This window comes from Pseudomonas sp. N-1-13 (genome assembly GCF_057787095.1).
Genome location: NZ_JBYNRI010000001.1, coordinates 4,386,945 through 4,407,890, shown reverse-complemented (window position 1 = coordinate 4,407,890; position 20,946 = coordinate 4,386,945). Strand labels below are relative to the sequence as shown.

Here is a 20,946-nt window from a genome sequence, read left to right as displayed (position 1 = left end):
CCCCAACCTCAGGACTTGCGGGCAGTCACCGCAAATGGAATTGCAATGAACAAGCATCTGTACCGAATCGTATTCAACAAGGCCCGCGGACTGCTGATGGTGGTTGCGGAAAATGTCACGAGCCAGGTCAAGGCACCGGGAACCCGTTCCGGCCCGATCGCAGGCGCGCCGGTGTGCACGGCGACGCTCGGGGCATTGCGCTTTGCGCTGATGACGGCGCTCGGGCTGGTGTCCTTGAGCGTAGCGCCGGCCTGGGCCGGCACCATCGTCGCCGACCCCGGTGCTCCGGCCGGTCAACGCCCTATGGTGATAGAAAGCGCCAACGGCACCCCGCAGGTGAACATCCGCGCGCCTAGCGCGGCTGGTGTTTCGCGTAACACCTACAACCAGTTCGACGTCGACAACCGTGGCGTGATCCTCAACAACGCTGCAGCCAACAGTCAGACGAAGCTGGGCGGCTGGATTGAAGGCAATCCCATGTTGGGCAATGGTGGTGCACGGGTGATCCTCAACGAGATCAACGCCAGCAATCCCAGTCAGTTGCGTGGCTACGTTGAAGTCGCCGGCCAACGCGCCGAAGTGGTGATCGCCAACCCGTCCGGCATCACCTGCAACGGTTGCGGCTTCATCAACGCTGATCGTACGACCCTCAGCACGGGGCGGGCGCAGTTGGAGAATGGTCGCATCATCGGTTATACCGTGCAGGGCGGGACCATCAACATTGAAGGCAAAGGCCTGGATGCCCGAGAGGCTGACTATACGGATCTGATCGCCCGCACCGTGCAGGTCAACGCCGGTGTCTGGGCCAACGACCTGAAGGTCACCGCTGGACGTAATCAGGTCAATGCCGACAACACCCAGGCCACGCCGCTGCCAGGCACCGAGGAAGACAAACCCACCGTTGCCATCGACGTTGCCAAGCTCGGCGGCATGTATGCCGGGAAGATCATGCTGGTGGGCACCGAATCCGGTGTTGGTGTGCGCAACGCCGGGCAGATCGGCGCCATGGCTGGCGAGGTGGTGATCAGCGCCGACGGAAAGTTGCAAAACCAGGGCGCGATCAGCAGCGCAACGGCGACCCGAATCAATGCCACCAGCGTTGACAACAGCGGCACGCTCTACGCCAAGGGCGACCTGAAGCTCGACAGCACCGGTGACATCGACAACAGCGGCACCGTTGCCAGCCAGAACCACACCACGCTCACCGCCAAGACCATTCGCAGCACCACCGCCTCGAGCCTGGCGGCGGGCGTCGGGGCGGACGGCAAGCTGGGCAGCAGTGGCAACCTCGCGCTACGGGCCGCTACGGTCAAGGCGCAAGGCCAGAACCTTGCTGGCGGCGATGTCAGCGTCGAGGCCGCTGACCTTGACTTGAGCAGCAGCCAGACCCTGGGCCGCAACGTTACCCTGACGGCCAGCACTGGCGATGCCAATCTCAGTGGCAGTCAAGTGGATGCGACCCAGGTACTGAATGCCAAAGCGGCCAAGACCCTGCGCACCGATGCGGCCAAGGTCACCGCTGGCAACCTGCGGGTAGGCGCCCGCGATGTTTCCAATGCCGGTGGCGAGCTGGTGCAGACCGGCACCGCCGACACGTCGATCACCGCCGTCGCCACGCTCGACAACAGCGGTGGCCGTATTGCCTCCAACGCCAACAACCTGAAGCTTGGCGCCAATCGTCTCGACAATAGCAAGGGCAAGGTCGAGCACGCCGGCAAAGGCACCCTGGACATCCAGGTCACCCAGTTGGCCGGCAGCAAAGGCACCCTGGCAAGCAATGGCGCGCTGAGCGTCAAGGGCCGTGAGGTGGTGGTCGATGATGGCCTGACCCAAGGCCAACAGATCACGCTCGACACCACGACCCTGTCCAACCAGCGTGGACGCATTCTCCAGACCGGCGCACAACCCCTGCAGGTCACCGCCCGTGAACGCTTCGACAATCAGGCCGGGCAAGTCAGCAGTCCTGGTGCGGTGAACTTGAAGGTCGGCACGTTGAACAACCAGGGCGGCAAAGTCCTCGCCACCGATAACGGTGCGTTGACCGTCACGGCCGACACAGAGGTTAATAACGGCGGTGGGACGCTAGCCGCCAGCGGTACGACTAAGGTCAGCGGCGAGGCGCTGGATAACACCCAAGGCACGGTGAGTGCCGGCGGTGAGCTGCACGCCGAGTTCGACCGCTTGAACAATATCGGTGGCACACTCGCGGCCACCCAGCGTATGGAGATCATCGCTGGGCAGTTGAACAACACCAATGGCGTGCTGGGTTCGGTGAAGTCCGGCTTGCTGGTCAGTGTCTCGGCCGATGCATTGAACAACAGCGGCGGGCGCCTTGAAGCGCTGGGCGATATCGATCTGTCGGCCCAGGGCCTGAATAACCAGGGCGGGGTGATCAGTGGCCAGGCCCTGGACCTGGACAGCCACGGCCTGCTGATGGACAACAGCCAAGGCACGTTGAATGCCGGTGCGACCCTCGACCTGCGCAGCGGTGAACTGCGCAACGCGGCGGGCCTGATCCAGGCCAAGGGCAAGCTGTTCATCGACACCGGCAGCCAGGCGCTGAACAACCTTCAGTCCGGCACCACCCAAGGCATCAGCGGCCAGGGTGCGGTGGAAATCCACAGCGCCCATTTCAACAACAATGCCGGCTTCCTCGGCGCCAAAGGCGCGCTGGTGCTCAAGGCCACCAACCTTACCAACGGCAGCGGCGGCCAGATCATTGGCGAGAAAACCGTACAGGTCGAAGGCGCCCGGGTGGATAACCGCGGTGGTCAGTTGCAGGGCCTAGGCGATGTCCAGTTGGTGCTGGGGGATACGCTCAACAACCAGGGCGGACTGGTGCGCAGCGCGGGAACGCTGGGCGTGATTGCCGGCGTGCTCGACAACAGCGCCACCCAAGGTGCCAACCAGGGCCTTGAAGGGCGTGCCATGAGCCTGGCGCTCGACACCTTCGGCAACCAGGCCGGTGCCGTGCGCGCCGACCAAGGATTGTCCATCGGTGTCAGCCAAACGCTGGATAACCAGGGCGGCCTGATTTCCGCGGGGGCCGGCCTGACCATCACTGATCGCGATCCGGCGCAACGTCGCCAGGCGGTGCACAACCTCGACGGAACCTTGCTCGCCGGCAGCCTGTTGTCCCTCAACGCCGCCTATTACGCGGGCACCGGCCGGGCGCTGAGCCTGGGCGACCTGACGTTCAGCCTGCAAAGTGGCCTGGAACTGAGTGGCCAGATCCAAGCCAATAACAAGGTGGACCTGAGCACCGAGGGGGCATTCAACAACAGCGGAAAACTACTGGCAGGCAATCTCCTGCTGGTGCACTCGCAGACCCTGGACAACGCCGTCAACGGCGAGATCAGCGCCGGCCAGGTTCGCCTGACCGTCAACGACAGCTTGACCAACCGTGGCCTGATTGACGGCCAGCAAGTGCGTGTGCAAGCGCTATCGCTCAACAACCTGGGCACCGGGCGTTTGTACGGTGATCGATTGGCGATTGCCACTTCGACACTGAGCAACCACGATGAAAACGGTTTCGCCGCCACCATCGCCGCCCGCGAGTCGCTGGACATCGGCGCTGGCACCCTGGACAACCGCGAACAGGCGCTGATCTTCAGCGCCGGCAACCTGGCCATCGGCGGCGCGCTGGATGCCAATGACAAAGCCCAGAATCGCGCCCAGTTGTTGACCAACGCCAGTGCGACCATCGAGGCCCTTGGCAATCTGTCCCTGAACGTACAGAGCGTGCGCAACACCAATGAACACTTCAGTACCCAGGAGGTGGAAGTCAGCCGCACCGCCCAACAGGAGTTCCAACTCACCGGTTCGACGAACCGTTATCAGGGCGATCAGATATCCCTGAGCCGCGACGAGGTGCTTTACCTGAACACCCCCGAGGGCAGGCGGGACAACTGGAACCGTTACGACTACACCCGCGTGGTTCGCGAAACCCAGATCGCCACCTCGGCGCCGGCACAGATCCTGTCTGGCGGGACAATGCAGATCAGCGCAGGCGATGTCCTCAACGACAAGAGCCGCATCATTGCCGGTGGACTGTTGCAGGCCGACATCGCCAGCCTGACCAATACCGAATTGTCGGGCCAGCGCACCACTTCCGACAGCGGCACCGCCAGCCACTTCTATCGCATGCAGCGCAAGGGCCGCGACAGGCAGGGAACGACCGTCACGGCCTACACGCCTGCACCTTTGATTCAGGACATCTCCCTGCTGCCCACCGTGTTTGCCCAGAACGCCGCCGGCAACGGTAGCGGCACTCAGATCAGCGCGCGCGCCACTCAGAGCGTCAGTGAGCAGATCGCCGCAACGGGCGCAGTCAGCGCCCCTGTCGGCAGAACCCATCAAGTGGCGCCCATCGTTCAGGTCGCCGCGCAAACCACACTGAACACCAAAGGCGTCGCTGAGCAGATTCGCAGCGGTGGGCCGTCCCTTGAATTGCCGAACAACAGCCTGTTCAGCACCACGCCTAAGAACAGCAACGGCTACCTGATCGAAACCGACCCGCGTTTCGCCAGTTATCGCACCTGGTTGTCTTCGGACTACATGTTGCAACGCTTGCAAGTCGACCCGGCACTGACCCAGCAACGTCTGGGCGACGGGTTCTACGAGCAGAAGCTGATTCGTGAACAGATCGCGCAACTCACCGGTCGCCGCTTCCTCGACGGCTACGCTAACGACGAAATGCAGTACCGGGCGCTGATCGACAACGCTGTCACCGTCGCCAGCCAGTGGCAATTGGTGCCCGGCGTGGCCCTGACCTCCGAGCAGATGGCGCAGTTGACCAGCGACATCGTCTGGCTGGTGCAAAAGCAGGTCACCCTCGCCAACGGTGAAACCCGCAACGTGCTGGTGCCGCAAGTGTACGTACGGGTTCAGGAAGGCGACCTCAATGGTTCCGGCGCTCTGATTGCCGGGCAACAACTGAACCTGAACATCGCCGGCGACCTGATCAACAGCGGCAGCCTGGCCGGGCGCAGTGTCATGGCGATCACGGCGCAGAACATCGAAAACCTTGGCGGACGCATCCAGGCCGACAAGGTATCGCTCGCCGCGCGGGAAAATCTCAACAACCTCGGTGGCCTGATCGGTGCCGTGGACAGCCTGTCGGTCAAGGCCGGGCAGGACATCAACGTCATCTCCAGCAGCCGGGACAGCAGCAGCGCCCAAGGCACCCGCACCAACCTGTCGCGGGTGGCGGGGCTGTTCGTCAGCGGCGCCCAGGGCACGATGGGCGTGAGCGCCGGCAACGACCTCAACCTCACCGGGGCCCAGGTGGTCAATGCCGGCAAGGGCGGCAGTACGTTGCTGGAGGCAGGCAAGAACATCAACCTGGCCACCGTCGGCGAAGCCCACGAGCAAGCGCTGACCTGGAACAGCAGCAACTGGCGCAAGGACGCCAGCCAGACCGAAGTCGGCTCCCTGATTCAAGGGCAGGGCGACGTGCGCTTGAGCGCGGGCCAGGACCTCAACGCTCGCGCCGCCCATGTCACCAGCGAGCAAGGCGCGGTATTTGCCGAGGCCCGTCGTGACGTCAACCTGACCACTGGCCAGAACTACCAATTCGCCGATGAAGCGCACAAGGTCAAAGGCAGCAGCGGGTGGCTCTCCAGCAAAACCACGACGACCCGCGACACCGTCAGCCAGACCCAGGCCGAAGGCACCACTCTGAGTGGCGAGCAGACCTACGTGCAGGCCGGTCGCGACATCAACTTGAAAGGCAGCAATGTCGTATCCACCACCCAGACCGTTCTGGTGGCGGACAACAACATCAACATTGAAGCGGCCACCGACAGCAGCAACGAACGCCACGACAAGTCGGTGAAGAAAAGCGGCCTGTTCAGCGGCGGTGGTATCGCCGTCACCATGGGCAGCCAGCAACAAAGCGTCAAGGACCTCACCACGCAACACACGGCGGTGGCGAGCACCATCGGCTCGACCACTGGCGATGTACTGATCGAAGCCGGCAAGGGCTATCGTCAGGTCGGCAGTCAGGTGTCGGCCCCGCAAGGCGACATCGACATCACGGCTCAGACCCTCGACATTGTTGAAGCGCGCAACACCAGCCAGCGCGAGCGTGAAACCCTGTTCAAACAAACCGGGTTCACCCTGACCGTGACCAACCCGGTGATCAGCGCCATCCAGACCAACCAGCAAATGAAACAGGCGTCGGAGAAAACCGACGACGGGCGCATGAAGGCCCTGGCTGCTGCCACCGCCGTGCTGGCGACCCACAACGCCGCCACCGCCGTGGCGATGGACCCCGGCGCGGCGGGCGGTATCAATATCAGCCTGTCGCTGGGCACCAAAAAGAACGAAAGCACCACCACCTACACCAGCGATAACGCCGCCAGCTCGACCCTGACCGCCGGCAACGACATCCGTCTGCGCGCCACGGGCGCCGGCGCCGCCAGTGACATCACCGTACAAGGCAGCGATATCAAGGCGGGACGTAACGCCAGCCTGCTTGCGGACGGTGACATCAACCTGCTCGCCGCCCGCAACACCGACAAGCAGGACACCGACAGCAAAGGCAGCAGCGCCAGCATTGGTATCGGCTTTTCCCTCGGTGCTCGCAATGGTTTCACCCTGGACCTGGGCGCGTCCGGCAGCCGTGGCCAGGCGGACGGCGATGGACTCACCCATACCAACACCCACGTCGAGGCGGGCAACCAGCTGCTGTTGTCCTCGGGCGGCGACACCAACCTCAAAGGCGCGGTGGCCAGCGGCAAACAGGTCTTGGCTGATATCGGCGGTGACCTGAACATCGAAAGCCTGCAAGACACCAACACCTACGAGGTCGATGAACAGAGCCTGGGTGTCGGCATCAGCCTGTGCATTCCGCCGTTCTGCTATGGCCTGAGTACGATCAGTGGCGCCAGCGGCAGCTTCGGCGCCACGGATATCGATTCCAACTACGCCAGCGTCACCGAGCAATCGGGCATCAAGGCCGGGGACGATGGTTTCGATATTCGTGTCGGTGGCAACACCGACCTGGTCGGCGGCGTCATCGCCAGCAGTGACAAGGCCGTGCAGGACGGCAAAAATCGCCTGGTCACCGCCAGCCTCACCAGTCGCGACATCAAGAACAAAGCCGAGTACGACGCCAGCACTGTCAGCGTCGGCGGCGGTTATCGCGAAGTCGGCAAGGACCAGCAGGGCAACGCCACCAGCGGCGGCACGCAAACCCCAGGCACCGACCTGCCGAAGAATGAAAATGAGTTCGGCGCCACGATGCCGATCGCCATCAGCGCCAGCGATGACGCCAGCAGCGTCACCCGCAGCGGTATCAGTGGCGGCACGATTGTCATCACCAACGATGCCGAGCAGCAGAAGCGCACCGGCAAGAATGGCGAGCAAACCGTCGCCAGCCTCAATCGCGATGTCTCCAGCGACCGCGACACCAGCAACAGGCTCAAGCCGATCTTCGACGAAGACGAAATCCGTGCCGGTTTCGAGATCGTCGGGGCGTTCTCCAACGAAGCCAGCACCTTGCTTGCCAACAAGGCCAAGGAAGTCGATCTCAAGCGCAAACAGGCTGAAGCCGCCGAGGCCAAGGCTCTGGACCCCAACGCCCAGCTCACTGACACCGAACGCCTGGCGCTGATCAACAGCTCCCAGCAGTTGAAGGCGCAAGCCCGCGACATCGCCGACAACTGGGGCGCGGGCGGCACCTACCGGCAGATCACCACCGCGCTGGTGGGGGCGGCCAGCGGCAACATCAGCGGCAGCAATGGCGCCTTCGTTCAGGGGCTGGTCGTCAATTACGTGCAACAGCGGGGCGCCGGTTACATCGGCGACCTGGTGGCGGAGGGCAAACTCACCGAAGGCTCGCCGCTGCACGCCGCCTTGCACGGCATCGTCGCCTGCGCGGGTGCCGCGGCCAGCAGCCAGAGCTGTGGCAGCGGTGCCGCGGGCGCAGCGGCCTCGAGCCTGCTCACCGGCCTGTTCTCCGAAGCCAGCCCCGATGAAAGCGAATCCCAGCGCGAAGCCAAGCGCAACCTGATCGTCAGTATCGTCACTGGGCTGGCCGCCAACAGCGCTTCAGTGGACGCCACTACCGCCAACACCGCAGCGGGCGCAGCGGTGGACAACAACTGGCTGGCGACCCAGCAGTTGGTCCAGGCGGAGAAGGAGTACAGCGAGGCTGACCTGGGGGGCAAAGTTCAGGTGGTTGCCAAGTGGGCGTACGTTTACCAAAAACAAGAAGTCCTGACCCGATTCGGCATCGGCAAGGGTTTGGCGCAGGCGGGTTGGAGCGATGTCGAAGGCTTGGCGCAATTCCTCCTTAATCCGGTTGAAGGGATCAAAGGTATCAAAGCCTTGATCGACAACCCCGAGGCCCGCCAGAAACTGGGCGACGCCCTGGTCAATGACGCCAACGCCAAAATCGAGCGCATCCAAGACGCCCTGGAACACGGCGGCGACGACCGTGCCGTGCAACTGGGCCAGGATATTGGCGAACTGGTCTGGCAAGTCGGCACCATCGCCACGGGCGTGGGTACGGCGGCCAAGGGCGGCGTGACCCTGGCGAAAGCCGGGATCAGGGTGGGGGCGGAAAGGCTTGAAAAGATGGCCGATATGGCCAAAATTGCCAAAGCTGAAGCGTCGGCTGGTAAGCCGATGGACTGGACCAGCGTGGAGGGGGCGTATAGCAAAAAACTTGAGGGGGGGTATGGCCCTGGGACGACGATCGTTAATGGGAAGGTTGTCGAGAATCCAGCGGATTATAGTGCTGGGATAAAAAAACCTAGTAAAGTGCTACGCGAAGTAGAAATTAACTCCGGTGGTAAGGGCGCATGGTCCAAAGAGCTCAATAAACCTGAACCCAATACAATTTATAGAGTGGATGGGAACAAAATTTATCAAACAGATAGTTTGGGTCGCGTTGAAAAGGTTGAATCTGAACTTTTGCTTGTGAAAAATGACAGGAATACATATCAGCAGTGTGTCGCTGGTAAGTGCGGAGTTGCTGGTGATGAGGGGGGGCATCTAATTGCAAGCATTTTTAACGGTCCTGGTGAAAAGTTAAATTTACTTCCCATGAATGGGAATTTAAACAAAGGTGAGTGGAAGGTGATGGAGAATACATGGGCTTCTGCACTCAAGGAGGGTAAGAGCGTCAGCGTGAAAATCGAGCCTGTCTATACAGATGCTGGCCTCAGACCGGATAGATTCAATGTTAGATACTCGATTGATGGTGGGCGTCCTGTGATTGTTGATTTTAAAAATACACCTAAAGGTGGGAACTGATGAGCGAGCAGGGGCTGTATCAAAAAATTGGCCAGCTTCTATTGGATGCTGGTCCCTCGGAGGCTCAGAAAATAGTTGTTAGAGCTAGGCTTTTTGCCGAGGGCGATGGCGGAAGCTATGAGTTTGATTATTTCGATAAAACAAACCGCTCAAGCTGGTTTGATCCAGACAGCAGGGCTGTGGGAGATTTGACAGAGTTATTGGTTGAGCTCCGGCGCTACTATGTTGAAAATGGATTGTGCCAAAATGGAAAATCTTGGTCTTCGTGTGCAGTTACTTTGGATGTAGAGAAGATGAAAATTAGTATTGACTACAATTATGATGATTAATTTTTTTGCGGGGGTAGGGCTAGGATGTTGCGTCTTAGGAAAAAAGGGGGTTATTTAATTGCTCTGTTCTTAAATAAATCTGTCCCTTTTTCTCGTCAAGCACGCCATTGGAACTGAATACAGTGATCCCGTGGAGATGACGGTTGATCTGGTTGGTGGTCGTACCTATGGTCTTTATGGCACGTCTTCGATGAAGTGGTGGTACTACGAGGTTCGGGATCTTGAGACAGGGCGTTCTGCGAAGGTTATGGATCCGGCTGCTACGGCTGCGCCCAACTAGGCCACTCGGTTTTCAGGATAGCGAAAAAGGGGACAGATTTATTTGTTTGCTCAGTTCTTTAGGGGAAAGGGGGGCGATTTATTTAAATGCTCTGTGCTTAAATAAATCTGTCCCCTTTTCTTTTCTTTTGTCCCTTTTCTTTTTTTCTACTGATTTATTGCCGTCTCTACCAAAAGCTGGAGGGAAGTAAGTATGAGGTCTTTATTGTTCGACTGGTGTGCCTTCTGTGAAGGCAGCGCAGTTTTCGATAAATCTCATTTTTTGGGATTGTTGAAGGTGCACAGTGGTTCCGAGGAGATTCGACGTATACTCAGCTATTTTCCGTTTTCGGATGAGCTGGTTGATAGAACTGAACGCGTTCTTGCTTCTGGAGATATGGAGAGGTCTCTGTATCTCTTGCCAAGACTTAAAGTCGGAGAGGGCGAATTAATTCAGCTAGGCCGCGAGTGGCTCAAGGAGCAAGAAAGAGTATGTGGGGTGCTCGGTGATTCTGAAGTTCTAAAAATTTGTGAAGATGCTCGAGTGCTTTTTGTTGATAGTCACGATATGGATTACTGGCTTCAGCAAGATATTCCTCATTATTGGTTGTTTGATGAGGTTGGGGATGCGATCAGGGGGAGCAAAACTTCTGATAGCGACCAAACTTGTGCTCTGTTTGAGGCGTTTTATGGGTTGGCTGCGGATTATTATCTTGCTTGGTACGTTGGGCGGCCATTGTTTGAATTTGATATTGATTTGGAGTCTTATTTCAGGTTCTGGCGAGCTGGAGGGAGGTGTGCTCTCACCGAGAGTGGGTTCTTAGTGGCTAACTAAAGCAGAGCGGAAAAGTGGGGCGGATTTATTTAATTGATCTGTTCTTAACTAAATCTGTCCCCTTTTCTCCAGGTTGTTGGAGGTATTAAATGATTCGGGCACCACTGGGAGACTCCCGCTATTGGTCGGAATGGGTGGAGTATGGTGATGAACGTATCGTAAAAGCGTTCGAGACCGCGCGTACACCTGCAGGCGATCCCGACTACGCACCACAGTACGTCTTTATCATCGCCCAGAACCACTGGCACCAGATGCTAAGTCGCTACTCTGCCGGATGTCCTATTGCCGACCTGTCGCGTTATTTCCCTGGGTTACTCGATGCCTGGGAGGAGGCTGAGCGTCTCGGCGCGTCAGTCTGGACTCCGGAGCAGCAAATCACCCGTCACAGTTGGCGCGTCAACTACGATCATTACATTGTCTGTTTTTGGTTGGTCGGCTCGGGGTTGGCGCTGGAAATACCCGATGATCAATGGCAAAGGCTGCTAGTCCTTATCGGCAACGAAGGAGAGGACGTGCTACTCGACCGAATAATCGCGAGTCGCAGCCCTGAGCGCAAACTGGGTTCAGCGCTTCTTTACCCGAAACCCTACGCTCGGTTGCTGGCGGCGGTAGACGCTCCGGCGGATTCGCAAGCATCGCTGTTGAATGCATTCGTCAAACATTGGTACACGGAGGTGCGTACCGGTGCCAAGTCTGGCTCTGATCCCCAGGCCGTCAGTTACAGACATCCCTATTGGTACACCTACGGCGATGAAAACTTCGACGGCGGCGCGTATTTCGGTCGTTGGTGCGTAGAGGCGGTGGCGGCGGTCAAGGCTTTTGATATGGACGATTCACAGTGTTTGGGGCTTGAGCATTACCCAGGGGACTTATTGAGGCCCAACGGTCCGAGTACGCACCCGGTAACGCGGCAGGAAGCCGAGCCGCCTGCAACGGTGGCTGCGGAGAGTAAAGTTGGATTTTGGGCGAGGTTGTTGGGGCGGCGTTAGTGATCTCAGGGGCTGCTGCGCAGCCCAGCGGGGATAAATCCCCTCACCACAGGTTCTGTGCCCGGCAGGTAGCCGATCTGTCCGGCATGAACCACCTCACACAATCTCTTAACGGAACGCCATTTCCTGCCGATACCCTGACGAGCCCTGTTTTCTATCGCGTTTCGGCGCGCGAAAACGGCTAGCAATGCGCGCCACACCGGGCGGTGACACGGCGTCTCGTTGTTTTGCCATTGGGTGCATCTTTTTACTTGCCTGGACATCCTCGATGCTGGCGTACCACCAAAAAAGTTTTCTGATCGTCGATGATTTCTCGGATTTCCGCAGTTCCGTCCGGTCCATGTTGCGTGAGCTGGGCGTCAAGGACGTGGACACCGCTGACACCGGTGAAGTGGCGCTGCGCATGTGCTCGCAGAAGCGCTATGACTTTATTTTGCAGGATTATCACCTGGGCGACGGTCGCAAGAACGGTCAGCAGGTGCTGGAAGACCTGATGGTCGAGAAGCTGATCAGCCATGAAAGTGTGTTTCTCATGGTGACGGCTGAAAGCAGCCAGGCGATGGTGCTCAGTGCCTTGGAGCATGAGCCGGATGCGTACCTGACCAAACCGTTCAACCGCTCCGGCCTGGCCCAGCGGCTGGAACGGCTCGAGCAGCGCAAGACCCTGCTCAAGCCGATCCTGCAAGCCCTGGATCGTGGCAAGCCGATGGAAGTGCTCAATGCCTGTATCGCCCTGTGCAAGCAGGACCCGCGCTACGGGCCGTTGTGTCTGCGTTATCGGGCCGATGCGCTGCGGGACCTGAATCAGAATGAAGCCCTTGAGCGTCTGTACAACACCATCCTGGCTGACCGTCCTTTGCCGTGGGCCTATGCGGGGCTGGGGAAGTTGTTGTTCAAGCGTGGCCAGGTGGGGCAGGCCAAGGATGTTTATGAGAAGGCCTTGAAAGTATTCCCGATGATGCCGGCGTTGTATGACGGCATGGCTGAAGTGTTGGTGGCCGAAGGCGATACGAAGCAGGCGCAACACGTGCTGGAAGAGGCGGTTCGTCTATCGCCACTGGCGGTGCGACGGCAGTCGCTGCTGGGCAAGCTGGCAATGACCAACGAAGATTTCGAGACCGCGTCCAAGGCCTATCGCCAAGCGGTGGGGCAGGGCGCACAGTCGCGCTTCAAGGACCCGGAAAGCAACCTGGGCCTGGCTCATGCACTGATCAGCAAGGGCAGCGAAAAAGGCCTGGATACCCGCACTCGGCTGGAAATCAACACCACCCTCAGCGCCGTGGCCAAGGAAAATCTCAACGATCCTGGGTTGCAGGTGCGTGCGCGGTTGATGAAGGCCACGAGCCTGTTGCTCAACGATGCCGAAACCGCCGAAAAGCTCACCGAGCAGGCCTTGCAGCGCCTCGACGGCATGGAGCAGTTCATGAGCGCCGAGGCCGCGTTGCTGGTGGCCAAGCAGTTGCAGATGCTCGGCCAAACCAGCGCCGGCGAGTCGATGCTCAAGAACTGCGCGGAGATCTATGGCGATGATCCGACGGTGATGCAAGGCATCGCCAAGTTGACCGACGATCCGAATATCCTCAATCAAGGCAATGCCGCCGCCGAGCTGAACCGTGAAGGTGTGCGCGTCTACAAGACCGGCGCGTTGCCCGAGGCGCGAGAGCTGTTCCGTCGAGCCCTGAAGATGCAACCGAAGAACATCAGTATTGCTTTGAACATGGCGCAGTCACTGTTGCATGGCACCGATACCAGCGTGGAATCGGAGCTGCTGCAGGAGTGCCGCGCCTGCCTGAAACTGGTGGGCATGATGCCCGACACCGATGCGCGTTTTGCGCGTTATCAGAAACTGCGAAGCAAGGCATTTGGCGATGAATGACAGCGAACAGGCTCTCGATTTTTCCACGGTGATCGCGTCTACCGTGCACGACATGAAAAACTCCCTGACCTTGCTCATGCAGGCTCATACCCAGTGGCTTGAGCGTTTGCCCGAATCCGAGCGGCAGACCTCGGAGCAGGGCGTCATGGAGTTCGAGTTCGCCCACCTCAATGGCCTGCTGGTGCAGTTGCTGGGGTTGTACAAGCTGGGGGTCAACCAGTTGCCGCTGCATCCGGCCTATCACGAGCTGGATGACTTTATCGAGGCGCAACTGGCCGGTCATCAGGATGTGTTCCGCAGTCGCGGGATCATGGTCACCTACGAGGTCGACCCGCTGAGCCCCCTGGGTTTTTTCGATCGTGAGCTGATTGCGTCGGTGCTCGATAACAGCATCAACAATGCCATCCGCCACGCGCGCCAGGCGTTGCTGATCAGTGCGAGCGACGAGGCCGGGCAACTGGTGCTGACCATCAATGACGACGGCGAAGGCTACCCGGCCGAGATGATCGAGCGTCAGGCCGAGTATGTGCAGGGCATCAATCACAGCAGCGGCAGCACCGGACTGGGCTTGTACTTCGCCGCGCGGATTGCCGGGTTGCATCAGCGTGGCGGCCTGTGCGGGCGTACCGAGATTGCCAATGGCGGCGCGTTGGGCGGGGGCGTGTTCCGGATTTATCTGCCCTGAGCCTGCCCGGCACTCATAAATCTGTCGACACAACCCCCCCTGTGGGAGCGAGCCTGCTCGCGATAGCGGTGTATTAGTCAACTCAGCATTGGCTGACCCGACGCCATCGCGAGCAGGCTCGCTCCCACCCAGTATTCCAGGGCTTGTTGTTTATTGTCTTGGGCCGCTTGATATTCCGAACACCCGAAGCCTATTTTGTACGGGTTGCCGTTAGCGGCTCGCACATAACAAGGATTGCGTCATGACGACCGATGGCCAGTGTTCACTCGCGCAGCGACTGACGGGCATTGATGAGATTGAGTGTGTCACCCCGGATTTGAATGGCGTGCCACGAGGCAAGGTGATGACTGCCGAGGGCTTCCTCGAGGGTCGACGGTTGCAGATGGCGCGGGGTGTGCTGTTGCAATGCATCATGGGCGGTTATCCGCCGTCGCGTTTTTATGGCAGCGACGACGGCGACCTGGCGCTGGTGGCCGACCCGAAACACATTCACCGCTTGCCCTGGAGCGAACAGCCGCGAGCCTTGGCGATTTGCGACGCTGATGAGCTGACTGGTGAAAGCTCCCGGCTCTCCACGCGCGGTCAGCTCAAACAGGTTATTGCTCGTTATGCCGCCCTCGGCCTGGCGCCCGTGGTGGCGACCGAGCTGGAATTTTTCGTGTTCGCCCCCAACCCGGACCCGACCCAGCCGTTCCAGCCGCCTATGGGCCTGGACGGACGGCGTGAAGACGGTCACTCGGCGTTCAGCATCAGTTCCAATAATGGCCTGCGACCGTTCTTTAAAGAGGTCTATGCATGCATGGCGGCGCTGGGCTTGCCCCGCGACACCTTCATGCATGAAATGGGCGTGAGCCAGTTCGAGATCAATCTGCTTCACGGCGATCCTCTGTTGCTGGCCGACCAGACGTTCCTGTTCAAGCACCTGCTCAAGGAAGTTGCCCTCAAGCACGGCCTGACCGTGGTCTGCATGGCCAAGCCCCTGGCCCATACGCCGGGCAGTTCGATGCATATTCATCAGAGCGTCGTCGAGCTGGACAGCGGCCGCAATGTGTTCAGCGATGAAGCGGGCGAGCCGACGGCGGCGTTCCGGCATTTCATCGGCGGGCAACAGGCTGGCATGGCGGATTTCACTGCGCTGTTCGCGCCGAACGTGAATTCCTACCAGCGCCTGTGTCACCCGTTTGCGTCACCGAACAATGCCTGTTGGTCCCATGACAATCGTTCGGCCGGGTTGCGGATTCCCGCCAGTTCGCCAGCGGCCCGTCGGGTCGAGAATCGCTTGCCGGGTGCCGATGCCAACCCCTATCTGGCGATTGCCGCCAGTCTGGCTGCGGGGCTTTATGGCATCGAAAATCGCCTGGAGCCGAGTGCCGCGATCCAGGGCGAATTCCAAGTGCCGGACAATCTTTCGCTGCCATGTACCTTGCATGCAGCCCTGGAACGTCTGAAGCGTAGTCATCTGGCGAAGGAACTGTTCGGTACGGAGTTCATCGAAGGCTACATCGCTTCGAAGACCATGGAGCTGACCAGCTTCTTTGATGAAATTACTCCCTGGGAGCGGCGTGTTCTAGCGGCCCAGGCATAACCAAACGTCGCATTCGGGCTATCTTCTAAATAGCCCGTACTCATCTCAAGGAGCCGCTCGGAACGCCGATGCGCCAAATCTGGAAACCTTTTCGAGCGCTGTATTTCGCCTCGCTGATGATGTTGATCGGCTCGGGCCTGCTGAGTACCTACCTGGCCTTGCGCCTGGCTGCCGACAATGTCGACAGCCTGTGGGTCGGTGCGCTGATGGCAGCCAACTATTTCGGCCTGGTGCTGGGGGGCAAGATCGGCCACCGGCTGATCGCCCGCGTCGGGCACATCCGGGCTTATTCGGCCTGCGCCGGGATTGTCGGTGCGGCGGTGCTGGGCCATGGCCTAGTGGATTGGCTGCCGGCCTGGATCGTGCTGCGGGTAATTGTCGGCCTGGGCATGATGTGCCAGTACATGGTGATCGAGAGCTGGCTCAACGAGCAGGCCGATGCCAAGCAGCGTGGCGTGGTATTCAGTGGTTACATGATCGCTTCCTACCTGGGCCTGGTGCTGGGTCAGTTGATTCTGGTCATGCACCCGGCCTTGGGGCTTGAGTTGCTGATGCTGGTGGCGCTGTGCTTCGCCTTGTGCCTGGTGCCGGTGACACTCACCCGGCGGATTCACCCGGCGGCGCTGCACCCGGCGCCCATGGAGCCGCGCTTTTTCATCAAGCGAGTGCCGCAGTCATTGAGTACGGTGCTGGGCTCGGGGCTGATCGTCGGTTCGTTCTATGGCCTGGCGCCGCTGTACGCTTCTCAGCAGGGGCTGTCGACCGAGCAGGTTGGTCTGTTCATGGGTAGCTGCATCTTTGCCGGATTGCTGGTTCAGTGGCCCCTGGGCTGGCTCTCCGATCGATATGACCGGGCGCTGCTGATCCGCTGCTTTGCGCTGGTGCTGACAGTCTGTGCGCTGCCGTTGGCGATATTGCCGACGGTGCCGTTGGAGGTGCTGTTCGTCGCGGGGTTCTTCTGTTCGCTGGTGCAGTTCTGCCTGTATCCGTTGGCGGTGGCGTTTTCCAACGACCACGTCGAAGCTGATCGAAGGGTATCCCTGACGGCCATGCTGCTGGTGACCTATGGGGTTGGCGCCAGTATCGGGCCGCTGGTAGCGGGGGTGCTGATGAAGATGTTCGGCAGCCAGATGCTCTATGCCTTTTTTGCCTTCTTCGCCCTGGTGCTGGTGTGGCGAATCCGGCCGAAGGCGGTGACCAACCTGCATCAGGTCGACGACGCACCGCTGCATCACGTGGCGATGCCGGACAGCATGTCGAGTTCGCCTCTGGTGGCGTGCCTCGATCCCCGGGTGGACGAACAAGTGGTGCAGGAGCAGATGCACGTCGATCCTGTGCCGACGGAAGAACCGGCCGACGAAGAACCCGTCATGGAGGAGGTTGTCGCCGAAGAGGCCAGCGACGAGCCGTCGAGCCCCGATTTCACTCAGGCCAGGCCTTGAGCCAGTCATAAAAAAACGGGCAGTCACCGCAAGGGACTGCCCGTTTTTTTACGTGTCGAAAATCAGAGGTCGTCTTTGTCGAAACGACGGGCTTCGCGTTGCAGCTGATATACGAAGCGCTCAACCTGCCGTTGCACCAGGCCGCTGATGTTGTGGAAACGTACGCCGGCGAAGGTGGTGTTGATCCTTTCTTCGAAATGCAGATAACGCAGTTCGACCGGTGCGGTCATGTTGCCGAAGGGCAATGCCGCGATAAAGCGCTCATAGACCTGGCCCAATTGCAGGCGTGCGGTAATGTCACCTTCGAAACGCAACTTGCAGCCTGTGGCGGAAATGTCCAGCAGCTTGCCGTCAACCGGTGACTTGAGTTTGTCACCGCCCAGCTCGACGCTTACCAGTTGCGCCAGCTTGAGGGCGGCGCGGAAGGCGTTGCGGCGTTGGTGGTAAACCACTTCATCAGGCAAGGCGCCGCGATAGCAGCGGCCGTCGCTGGACTCATCGATGGTCAAAGGGCCGTTGCTTTCCCACGCGATGCGCACGCCATCATGGAAACCCTCGACACGAAACGGCTCGCCCGCCAACAGGAAGCGTTCACCGTCCCGGGGGATCATTTCGTCCAGGGCGAGGGCGTTACGCTCCCGGTCGACATCGACCAGATAGCTCTGGAAGCGCTGGCTGCGTTCGTGGAAGGTGATGATCAGCGGGTCATGGCTATCTTGCAGCATCCGCAGGTTGCCGGAAATTTCCAGGGGCGTGGCGAGGACCTTGGGCGGCTGCGGAGCATCATCCGCGTTTGAGGCATTGAACACGGTGGGTCAATCTCCAGGCAAAATACGACGAGTAGCCAGCATTTTGCCAGCATGTGTCGCGCGTTGATAGAGCGCCGGCACTGTTCGTTTCATGCCTGGCTGAGCGGGCGGTGCTTGACCATCTTGGCGGTCGAACCGCGAGCGTCATAGAGCGTCGGGATTTCACCGCCGTTGAGAATGCGTAACTGGTTGGCGGTGGCGGCTTGCTGAACCTGGATCGACTGTCCGTTGCGAATGTTGGCGGCCTGGCATTGAGCGAGCAGGTCGTTGAGCACTTCACTTTGGGACAACAGTTGATCGCCCACCGACGACTGGCTGGCCAGCTGCTCAAGGCCATCGCGATTGGCGGGCAGATTGAGGCTGGCGAGGATCTCGCTGCGCTTGCGGCCATGCTGATCGAGCAGAATGATCAATGCCTGTTTCTGCGCCAGGATATTCTCCAGCGACGGCATGTCGCGACCGTGCAATGCCAGGGACTCGGCCTGCAATAGCTCCAGCAATTGTTGCGCCGGGGCAAAGTCGTCGGTGATCAGTTGCAACAAATTAGTGTCGTGCATGGCTGGCCTTAGGTCTTAAGCGTCCAAAAGCCTGGCGCAGGCGGTGGCCTAGCGCTGGGCTTCGAAGTTGAGCAGTTTGCTGGCTACACGGTTGCTGTCGACTTTATAGCTGCCATCGGCGATTGCTGCTTTCAACTCGGCCACGCGGGCGTTGTCGACGACAGGTTGATCGCGCAGCTTGTCAGTGACCTTCTGCAACTGCTGAGCCTCATTGCTGAGGTGTACCGACTCCCCGTTGCTGACAGTGGCGGCTTGTTCGGCCGGCGCGGATTTGTCGGTTTCGACGGTTTCCTTGCTGGCGTTAGGGCGCGTAGTGCCTGTTAGCGGTGAAGAGCTGTTTAAACGATTGAAATCGATGACCATGGTAAAAAACCTCTGGGTATTTGGACGCTTGCCATGTTTTCGGCCATCCCCAAAAAAACTTTAGGCTCATTTATTCAATGAACGTGCGCACGTCTGCGCTTGCCTTTGCGTAAGGCACAGTCTAGGGAACACCGTGGGCAAGCGCCAGCTCTCTACCCATTTCCACCCGATCACTACATAGCCACTTCCACATGGCCTGGGGCCATTACCTGCGCCTTGATAACACGTTGGGAATTAAGGTTTTTTACCCGAATCTGTTCTCGCATGCCGCCGTTGGACAAAGCCTCGCCCGGCATCCGCACGGCCAGGGTCCCGCTGCGGGCGGTGATGACCACCTGATCGCCCTTGCGCACCACTTCGGCTTGTTCCAGGTGGACCAGGGTAATGACCTGGTCGGCGACCATTGGTCGGACAAGTTTCTGACCGATGGCCTGATCGACGGAGGTGAGGAAACCCTGGTTGATCTGGCTGACATCCCGTTCACGCAGTGTCACGTCCTGAGGCTCGACGATCCCGGCCCGCTTGAGCGGACGGGTGGTGGTGACGATTTCGCGAAACAGGCGCACTTGAGCGGGCACGAACACCGTCCAGGGCGCGGCGCTGTCGCACCGCAGCTTTACCGTGACCCGGCCCAGTGGTCTGGCCGGGCTCTCCAGAGACGCAGTCAATTCCTTGTCACACATGGGCATGCGCAGGCGCGGGTCGAGCTGGTTGACTTCGATTTCGTAGCGACCTTCGGTTTGACTGGTTGCCAGGTAGTCTTCTACGGTGAATTCAAGAAAGCCCTGAGTGACGCCGATAAGGAGATCAGGCAAGGTAACCGGAACAGCACCAAAGGCAGGGCCGCCCAAAGCGAGCAGGCAGGCAGCCAACAGTGCACCGAGCCAGTGGCGGCAGTGAGTGGTCAGGCGTCGAAAAAATGTCGTTTGTGCGTTCATGCCGGTTCAATAGCAAGCCCCGTGCCGTTTAGTGATGAATGCGCGTCGGACACATTAGCGTTAGGTAGGAGTCAGGGCATGGCGGGAGTAATGGATTCGGTAAACCAGCGCACTCAGCTGGTCGGTCAGAATCGCCTGGAGCTGTTGTTGTTCCGTCTCGACGGCCAACAGATGTACGGGATCAACGTATTCAAGGTCCGCGAGGTGCTCCAGTGCCCGAAGCTGACCCTGATGCCCAAGTCCAGCCCCGTCGTGTGCGGTGTGGCCAATATCCGCGGAGCGACCATCCCGATTCTCGATCTGGCGATGGCGACCGGTTCGGGGCGGCTTCTGGATCAGAGCAATCCGTTCGTGATCATCACCGAGTACAACACCAAGACCCAGGGCTTCCTGGTGCGCTCGGTGGAGCGCATCGTCAACATGAACTGGGAAGAGATCCATCCGCCGCCCAAGGGCACCGGTCGCGATCACTACCTCACGGCGGTGACCCGGGTCGATAACCAGTTGGTGGAAATCATCGACGTGGAGAAAATCCTCGCCGAAGTGGCACCGACCCCGGAAACGATTTCCGTGGGGGTGGTCGACGCCGAAACCCAGCACAAGGCGATTTCGCTGCGGGTCCTGACGGTTGATGATTCTTCGGTGGCACGTAAGCAGGTGACCCGTTGTCTACAAACGGTCGGTGTCGAAGTGGTAGCGTTGAACGACGGACGCCAGGCCCTGGATTACCTGCGCAAGCTGGTGGAAGAGGGCAAGAAGCCGGAAGAGGAGTTTCTGATGATGATCTCCGACATTGAAATGCCGGAGATGGACGGGTACACCCTGACGTCGGAAATCCGCAACGACCCGCGCATGCAAAAGCTGCATATTGTCTTGCACACCTCGTTGTCCGGTGTTTTCAACCAGGCGATGGTCAAGAAGGTGGGGGCCGATGATTTCCTGGCCAAGTTCCGGCCCGATGACCTGGCTTCCCGGGTAGTCGAGCGCATCAAGGCTGCAGAATAAAGGTCGGGCGC

At 59.6% G+C, this 20,946-nt stretch carries 13 protein-coding genes; 9 read left to right on the top strand and 4 right to left on the bottom strand.

Going from position 1 to position 20,946, the window contains the following annotated elements; genetic code table 11:
• Positions 1-45: 45 nt before the first annotated feature.
• From AC3I65_RS19795 to AC3I65_RS19760, 8 genes are all read left to right on the top strand, one after another.
• Positions 46-9,264 (top strand): two-partner secretion domain-containing protein, encoded by a 9,219-nt coding sequence (locus tag AC3I65_RS19795; protein ID WP_488524090.1) that lies wholly within the window; start codon positions 46-48, stop codon positions 9,262-9,264.
• Positions 9,264-9,593, top strand: coding sequence for an antitoxin YezG family protein (locus tag AC3I65_RS19790; protein WP_160893177.1), 330 nt, complete (start codon positions 9,264-9,266; stop codon positions 9,591-9,593). Before AC3I65_RS19795 ends, AC3I65_RS19790 begins: the two co-directional genes overlap by 1 nt.
• 472 nt (positions 9,594-10,065) lie before the next feature.
• The gene (locus AC3I65_RS19785) at positions 10,066-10,686 is read left to right on the top strand and encodes a hypothetical protein (protein ID WP_488524089.1); all 621 of its coding nucleotides are present in this window, start codon (positions 10,066-10,068) and stop codon (positions 10,684-10,686) included.
• 89 nt (positions 10,687-10,775) lie between these two features.
• Complete coding sequence (locus tag AC3I65_RS19780; RefSeq protein WP_488524088.1) at positions 10,776-11,675, top strand: PoNi-like cognate immunity protein; 900 nt, start codon at positions 10,776-10,778, stop codon at positions 11,673-11,675.
• A gap of 268 nt (positions 11,676-11,943) precedes the next feature.
• Complete coding sequence (locus tag AC3I65_RS19775; RefSeq protein WP_047228768.1) at positions 11,944-13,551, top strand: tetratricopeptide repeat-containing response regulator; 1,608 nt, start codon at positions 11,944-11,946, stop codon at positions 13,549-13,551.
• Entirely contained in the window at positions 13,544-14,236 is a 693-nt protein-coding gene (locus tag AC3I65_RS19770) for a sensor histidine kinase (protein ID WP_047228767.1), read from the top strand. Before AC3I65_RS19775 ends, AC3I65_RS19770 begins: the two co-directional genes overlap by 8 nt.
• 343 nt (positions 14,237-14,579) lie before the next feature.
• Entirely contained in the window at positions 14,580-15,821 is a 1,242-nt protein-coding gene (locus tag AC3I65_RS19765; protein ID WP_160893199.1) for a glutamine synthetase family protein, read from the top strand.
• Positions 15,822-15,889: 68 nt separating this feature from the next.
• Positions 15,890-17,263, top strand: a complete 1,374-nt coding sequence (locus tag AC3I65_RS19760) for an MFS transporter (protein ID WP_047228765.1) — start codon at positions 15,890-15,892, stop codon at positions 17,261-17,263.
• Between the two features lie 62 nt (positions 17,264-17,325).
• Here AC3I65_RS19760 and AC3I65_RS19755 read toward each other — a convergent pair whose 3' ends face one another.
• From AC3I65_RS19755 to flgA, 4 genes are all read right to left on the bottom strand, one after another.
• Positions 17,326-18,072, bottom strand: a complete 747-nt coding sequence (locus AC3I65_RS19755; protein WP_047228764.1) for a flagellar brake protein — start codon at positions 18,070-18,072, stop codon at positions 17,326-17,328.
• 89 nt (positions 18,073-18,161) lie between these two features.
• The gene (locus AC3I65_RS19750) at positions 18,162-18,629 is read right to left on the bottom strand and encodes a flagella synthesis protein FlgN (RefSeq protein WP_047228763.1); all 468 of its coding nucleotides are present in this window, start codon (positions 18,627-18,629) and stop codon (positions 18,162-18,164) included.
• Between the two features lie 48 nt (positions 18,630-18,677).
• Positions 18,678-18,992 carry a flagellar biosynthesis anti-sigma factor FlgM gene (gene flgM, locus AC3I65_RS19745; protein WP_047228762.1) on the bottom strand — a complete coding sequence of 105 codons (315 nt, stop codon included), beginning with the start codon at positions 18,990-18,992 and terminating at the stop codon, positions 18,678-18,680.
• Between the two features lie 173 nt (positions 18,993-19,165).
• Complete coding sequence (gene flgA, locus AC3I65_RS19740; protein WP_047228761.1) at positions 19,166-19,930, bottom strand: flagellar basal body P-ring formation chaperone FlgA; 765 nt, start codon at positions 19,928-19,930, stop codon at positions 19,166-19,168.
• A 78-nt stretch (positions 19,931-20,008) separates the two neighbouring features.
• Here flgA and AC3I65_RS19735 point away from each other — a divergent pair, with 78 nt between their 5' ends.
• Positions 20,009-20,935, top strand: a complete 927-nt coding sequence (locus AC3I65_RS19735; protein WP_047228760.1) for a chemotaxis protein CheV — start codon at positions 20,009-20,011, stop codon at positions 20,933-20,935.
• Positions 20,936-20,946: the final 11 nt, after the last annotated feature.

Coding starts and splice junctions, on each gene's coding strand:
- AC3I65_RS19795 (WP_488524090.1), top strand. CDS start 46: ATGAACAAGCATCTGTACCGAATCGTATTCAACAAGGCCCGCGGACTG.
- AC3I65_RS19790 (WP_160893177.1), top strand. CDS start 9,264: ATGAGCGAGCAGGGGCTGTATCAAAAAATTGGCCAGCTTCTATTGGAT.
- AC3I65_RS19785 (WP_488524089.1), top strand. CDS start 10,066: ATGAGGTCTTTATTGTTCGACTGGTGTGCCTTCTGTGAAGGCAGCGCA.
- AC3I65_RS19780 (WP_488524088.1), top strand. CDS start 10,776: ATGATTCGGGCACCACTGGGAGACTCCCGCTATTGGTCGGAATGGGTG.
- AC3I65_RS19775 (WP_047228768.1), top strand. CDS start 11,944: ATGCTGGCGTACCACCAAAAAAGTTTTCTGATCGTCGATGATTTCTCG.
- AC3I65_RS19770 (WP_047228767.1), top strand. CDS start 13,544: ATGAATGACAGCGAACAGGCTCTCGATTTTTCCACGGTGATCGCGTCT.
- AC3I65_RS19765 (WP_160893199.1), top strand. CDS start 14,580: ATGACTGCCGAGGGCTTCCTCGAGGGTCGACGGTTGCAGATGGCGCGG.
- AC3I65_RS19760 (WP_047228765.1), top strand. CDS start 15,890: ATGCGCCAAATCTGGAAACCTTTTCGAGCGCTGTATTTCGCCTCGCTG.
- AC3I65_RS19750 (WP_047228763.1), bottom strand. CDS start 18,629: ATGCACGACACTAATTTGTTGCAACTGATCACCGACGACTTTGCCCCG.
- flgM (WP_047228762.1), bottom strand. CDS start 18,992: ATGGTCATCGATTTCAATCGTTTAAACAGCTCTTCACCGCTAACAGGC.
- flgA (WP_047228761.1), bottom strand. CDS start 19,930: ATGAACGCACAAACGACATTTTTTCGACGCCTGACCACTCACTGCCGC.
- AC3I65_RS19735 (WP_047228760.1), top strand. CDS start 20,009: ATGGCGGGAGTAATGGATTCGGTAAACCAGCGCACTCAGCTGGTCGGT.